2 protein-coding genes are annotated in these 5,797 nt (G+C 54.7%); both read right to left on the bottom strand.

Annotated elements, in window-relative coordinates; all coding sequences use genetic code 11:
• Positions 1–1,711: 1,711 nt before the first annotated feature.
• Positions 1,712–2,011: a CRISPR-associated endonuclease Cas2 gene (gene cas2 / locus HMPREF2971_RS07225; RefSeq protein WP_083309680.1), complete on the bottom strand. Its 300-nt coding sequence runs from the start codon at positions 2,009–2,011 to the stop codon at positions 1,712–1,714.
• Positions 2,011–3,621 (bottom strand): CRISPR-associated endonuclease Cas4/Cas1, encoded by a 1,611-nt coding sequence (locus HMPREF2971_RS07220; RefSeq protein WP_070692146.1) that lies wholly within the window; start codon positions 3,619–3,621, stop codon positions 2,011–2,013. The genes cas2 and HMPREF2971_RS07220 overlap by 1 nt, the downstream gene beginning before the upstream one ends.
• Positions 3,622–5,797 lie beyond the last annotated feature (2,176 nt).

Here is a 5,797-nt window from a genome sequence, read left to right as displayed (position 1 = left end):
TATAGCGTCCAAGTTTCGGGGCGCAGTTCACTCGCGTAGCGGGCGGCTTTTATTTCTTGTGAGTAGCCGGAACATATCCTTCACCTCCAAGGTCGGGGCTAGAGCCACTTCGGCAGGTTACTGAAGTGACCTACAAACCAGTTGATACTCTCAAGTTAGCATTAAGTCTCAGAGAAATCAACAACCCCAAACCCCGTTAAATTAACATTACATATAAAAAACTAAGGTCTCCCCCTCATCGATTGAGAGGGAGACTAGCTAGGGAAAGCCTCTGGACTCGTGTTTTTGTAATCCAGAAGAATTTTCTAATGATCTGCCCCGTCAAACTAACAGTACATACCTCAATGAAAGCTTGCACCATGCCAGGTGCAAGGAACAGGTAATTAAGCATACGTCCCAGGAGCTCATTAGACGTCTTCATTATCCTCCCCTCTCCCGTACAGCGCAATCGGTCATTACTCATGGCTTCACCATAGCGCTGTTAAAGATTACGCGCATCTGATTTGGTCATTTCAGACTCAGATAGCCGACAAGAGGAGTCGGCAGCAGGTGCCGTTTCTGCCCCATCTTCATGTTTTAAAGAGAAGAGCCCCGGTCTAGAAACCAAATTGATTTCTAGACCGAGGCTACGTAACCCGTGTGAGACTTCCCGATTCACGTCCAGCGTCGTAACGAAGTCCCCGCCCGAAGGTGGAGAAATACCATCTGGATCTGCACGATGCGTCCGGAAGAGCCGTCGCCTCAATGAAAGTCCCCGCCTGAAAGCGAGGAAATAGCGATGTCCCAGAGGGCCTGGGGGCCGTTGACCATACCTCAATGAAAGTCCCCGCCTGAAAGCGGAGAAATAGCTAGCTAAAACTAGCATGTTACGGCGTAGCAGAGACTGCTGCGGCACGAGACTCGCGCAGATTACGTATCCAAAGTGTACATCACGCAATATCTGTGCCTACCGCAGCATCGTCATCCGAAGGCGGGGAAATTGGGAGGGAGCGAGGGAAGGAGGGAGGGAGCCTGCGCCTCAATGAAAGTCCCCGCCCAAAGACGGAGAAATCACCGGCCGCAAAGGTGAGGCCCTCAGCCACCGGCCAGCCTCAATGAAAGTCCCCACTCGAAGGCGGAGAAATACCAAGTCGATTAAGCCCATCAAGGTCGCCGCTGTCATGCCTCAATGAAAGTCCCCGTCGTCCTAAGGCGGGGAAATCGCTTGCGCGGGTCACGGTAGGGCAACGCACATGAGATGCCTCAATGAAAGTCCCCGCCCGAAAGCGGGGAAATCCGACCTTGACTTTGAGCGACCCGTCTTGCATATGCCATCCTCAATGAAAGTCCCCGCCCGAAGGCGGGGAAATGTAGTGCCCAGCTCAACACGCTTGGTGGTCTGGTTCACACCTCAATGAAAGCCCCTCCACCAGGAGAGAACATCTCATAATATGCACCTGACTTATTGAATGTATGAGTCCTCAATGAAAGTCCCCGCCCGAAGGCGGGAAAATAAAAGTATACCCAAGCAGCCGTTTAAGCGTTCAAACACTATTGACAAGCCAAAACATCACGCGAGCGACACGCCAACATTACGTCATGTGCCAGGTTCTCGCGGAGACAGACAAAGCCTCCAAAGGTCATTATCCCCACCTCTACTACCAGTCCGCAATCGAACTCGTCATTCCTCCGCTCCCCTGCCGCGCGTCGCTAGCGAATGAGCAGCACGCGCCTAAAGAATGAGCGCATCCGATTCGGTCACCTCGCGCGCCCGGCCAATGTAGCTGAAGGTCGGCTCATCAAGACGGGCCAGCAGCCCCAGGTCGCAGAAGAGCACTGAGTCCTCGTCCGGATTGATGAGTTCCTGAACCTCGTCTTTGATGCGTCGCACCTTGGCAGGGGCCGCATCCACAATAAAGACGCTGTACTGAATACGGTCCCCATAACTGAGAATGAGCTTGGCCAGTTTGGCGCGCCGCCGGTCGCTGGGCACGTCGTAAGCGATGAGTGTTCGTCGGGCGTCGTCACGCATTATCGTACGGTCACCCCCGTGTACTCGCGGGTGGTTCCGTTAATTACGCCCAGGAGCATGCGGGCCTGCACCTCAATAGCGCGGCGCCACGTCACCGAATACCCGTAGGTGGGGTGGGTAATCTCCGTGGCCATTCGCTTCTCGAACGCGGCGATGATGGTCTTCCGCCCTTCGGGTGTGAGCCGGTAGCTACCACCGACCGCAGTGAAGTGTGCCGCTTTAACCTGCTTCCTATTAATAAGAGACACCACCACAGAATCCGCGATGACTGCACGGAACTCTTCCATGAGGTCAAGAGCGAGCGCCGGCTTATTGCGAGAGCTGCTGTGCAGGAACCCGGCATGAGGGTCGAGCCCGCACGTGAGGATGGCACGAATACATTCTGAGCTGAGCATACCGTAGGCGTAGTTCAGCAGAATGTTGATGGGGTCGTTGGCGCCTCTCCCCTGCCGCCCGGTCCAGGTCCAGCCGAGTTCGGTGAGCACGTCTTCTTTGAGCATGGTCGCGAAGTTGCCGAAGTAGAGCGAGGCGGCTTCACCTTCGAGGCCGAGCAGCTCCGGGATTGAGGTGGCCTTCGGTGTGTGCTTCTGAATATCTCGCATGGTGCGGCTTGCGTCTGCGGCGTGGCCGTTGCGGCGCAGCAGGGTCGCTTGGTTTGCGATTTTGCTGGCAATCATGGCGGCCGCTATGGGCAGGTGCCCCTGCGCTGAGAGGACATGCTGTTGCACGCGGGCCAGTCCATTCGGTCCGGTGCCGGGTTGCGACCAGCCGTAGACTCGGCCGGTGCTGGAGCACCAGATGATGGTGCAGTTGCGCCACATGAGTTCTCGTAGAAGCGCAGAGGAAACGTCGATGTTTCCGTGGACCACGAGGCTGTGCACGCGTTCGAGGGGTACGCTGCTGATTGTTTCGCTGAGGTGCTGCACGATGAGGCGTACTTGCTGGACGGTCGCTCTTGATCCTTGCGTGGTGAGGTGCGCTACTTGACTGTCGGGGTTGCTGGCGACGACGCGTGTAATGTTTTCTTTTCCGTGGGATTCGTCGGGTAGGCACACGGAGATGTGGGAGCACCAGCTGCAGCGGGGTGAGTCTTCGAGGGGTTGCGGTGCTGTCGGGTTGTCGATGAGTGCGCGGGTGGTGTGTACGTATTCTTCTGCGGTGCGGATGTCTTCATCTGAGATGTCGACGGGCACAGTTTTGTTGTGGTTGGTGAAGTGCACCGCGCATTCGCTGACGGTTTCGCCAGCTTCTTCGAGGCAGATTTTTTGGAGGGCGAGCTGCACCCTGTGGGCTGGTGTGACGGAGGCGTTGCGGCGTACGGGTGTTGCTTTGTATTCGATGATGCGGGTAGAACCGTCTTCTTGGGGTTCGATAGCGTCGCACCGTCCGGTGAGCCCGAGACGTGTTGATGAGATCGTGACTGCGCGCTGTTGCGTGCCGCGGGATGTTTTGGGGTCGTCGACTCGTTTGTGGGCGGATTGCCCTTCTTGCATTTGTGAGGTGTCGGTCTTTTCACCGTTGGATTCAATCCATGCGCGGCGGGGGCAGTACACGGTGTGCATGACGAGTGAGATAGGAAGTTCGTCGCCTGCACTGTAAGGGGTAGACATCGGTGTCTCCTTGGTGTGAGCGAATATGGTGGGCAGTCAGCTTTGACTGCTTGGTTTTGAGGGTAGCACCACGGCGGAGTGTTTTGGCTTATCAGCGAGTTTATGACGCAGGGTCGGCGTGTTAAGTTTTTCTACTTGGATGTGTGGAGGAGGCGGGTAGCAGCTGGCGGGTGGGGTTTGCGGTTGGTGTTTTAGCCTGGTTGCTTCCTGCGCTGCGAAAAAGGAAAAGCTCCGTTCCTGGACTGTGATGGGTCCACGAACGGAGCAGAGAAAGGTTAGGGAAAGCCCCTACAAAACTGTAGGGAAGGTTGAGGTGTTTCCCGCGCAAGCTGGGATGAGCCACCCGCCTCAATGAAGGTCCCTACGAAAAAGGTAGGGAAATGGGCGCTTAGCCAAAGATAATCTCTGCGGCCTCTTCGCCTCAATGAAAGCCCTTCCAAGAAGGAAGGGAAATGCACCCTGCCCACGCCGCATCGCTACCCCTTCCAGGCCTCAATGAAAGCCCTTCCAAAAAGGAAGGGAAATCGGATTCTGCGTCATGCTCGCCTCGCGTGGCCCGGTGCCTCAATGAAAGCCCCTCCGAAAAGGAAGGGAAATGTGATAACCGCTGTGGTCGCCAGCGTCTCACCATAGCCTCAATGAAAGCCCCTCCAAAAAGGAAGGGAAATAACCGGTACCACCCAACAGGTCGAACTCGATAATGTCACCTCAATGAAAGCCCCTACAAAACTGTAGGGAAATGGGGTGTGTCTCGGCTGCGCGCGGTTCGCGTGTCGAACCTCAATGAAAGCCCTTCCCAAAAGGAAGGGAAATAATGAAATCTGGTGTGGCAAAGAACCCCTGGAAATCACCTCAATGAAAGTCCCCATTGAGAAACGGAGAAATTTAGCTATGGACTCACCCCCGAGACCTTGCCGGACCTCAATGAAAGTCTACACCTCAAGCTGCAGAACAAACGGCCCCGTGGTCATACGGGGGGGATATTGATCTGTCTTATTGAAAGTCCCCACAAGCTGATGGAAATAGTTTTTCAGATTTCGGGGCGAACGTCTCGGTGAGGCCTTAATGAAAGTCCCTACAAAACTGTAAGGAAATCGGCGATGCATGCCGTTGGTGCGGTCACGTGGTGCCTCAATGAAAGTCTCCGCTTGAAAGCGAAGATAAGATTACCCAGGCGTGAGTTTCAGACACACCCGACGGCCCTCAATGAAAGCCCTTCCAAAAAGGAAGAGAAATCTGAGCGTGGAGCCTTTTATCCCTGAACCTGAACCGCCTCAATGAAAGTCCCTACGAAAAGGTAGAGAAATCTGAATGACCCGCAGGCGGCAATCCGCGCGATGGGCGAGCCTCAATGAAAGTCTCCGCTAGACAGCGAAGAAATCGGCATCAGCGACACAGCCGTTTAAATGGCCGACAAAGCCTCAATGAAAGCACTTCCCAAAAGGAAGGGAAATCCCGAGGACAGCTACTTGCCAATGGTCGGGCCCTCTACGCCTCAATGAAAGTACCTACGAAAAAGTAGGGAAATAGCCAGCGGCGATACTTGCCGTTGGTGCGGCCACGTTGTGCCTTAATGCAAGTCTCTCTCTTATAGAGAGAATATCTCATAATATACACCTGTCTCACTCAGTGCATGAGCCCTCAATGAAAGTCCCTCCGAAAAGGAAGGGAAATACGTGACCGTAGCCGCTCATTCCCGCCGCATTCGGCCGCCTCAATGAAAGTCTCTGCTAGAAAGCGAAGAAATGGAACGACCGCTAGAGGAAGTCCACTCATTAGCCACGAAGCCTCAATGAAAGCCCTCCAAAAAGGAAGGGAAAATCCTTGATAACCGCATCCGCCGGAGCAACTGAGCTTGTGCCTCAATGAAAGTCCCCACAAATCTGTATGGAAATTGACCATCTGTACCCTGAACCCTGTTGGCAATCACGACGCCTCAATGAAAGCCCTTCCCAGAAGGAAGGGAAATGGTTTAGATGTTGATGGAGGTTGTCATCATTGCGCGGCCTCAATGAAAGCCCCTCCAAAAAGGAAGGGAAATCTGCGTTGGCTCGTGAGGGCATGCTCGGCGAATCTGACCCTCAATGAAAGTCCCTCCGAAAAGGAAGGGAAATACCAGTGCAGCAGTGCGCTCCAGCATGGCGCGGCTCCCTCAATGAAAGTCCCTCCGAAAAGG

Source organism: Rothia sp. HMSC066G07 (assembly GCF_001814485.1).
Classification (GTDB): Bacteria; Actinomycetota; Actinomycetes; order Actinomycetales; family Micrococcaceae; genus Rothia.
The sequence above is the reverse complement of the archived record's forward strand: the minus strand, read 5'-3'. Positions and strand labels throughout refer to the sequence as shown.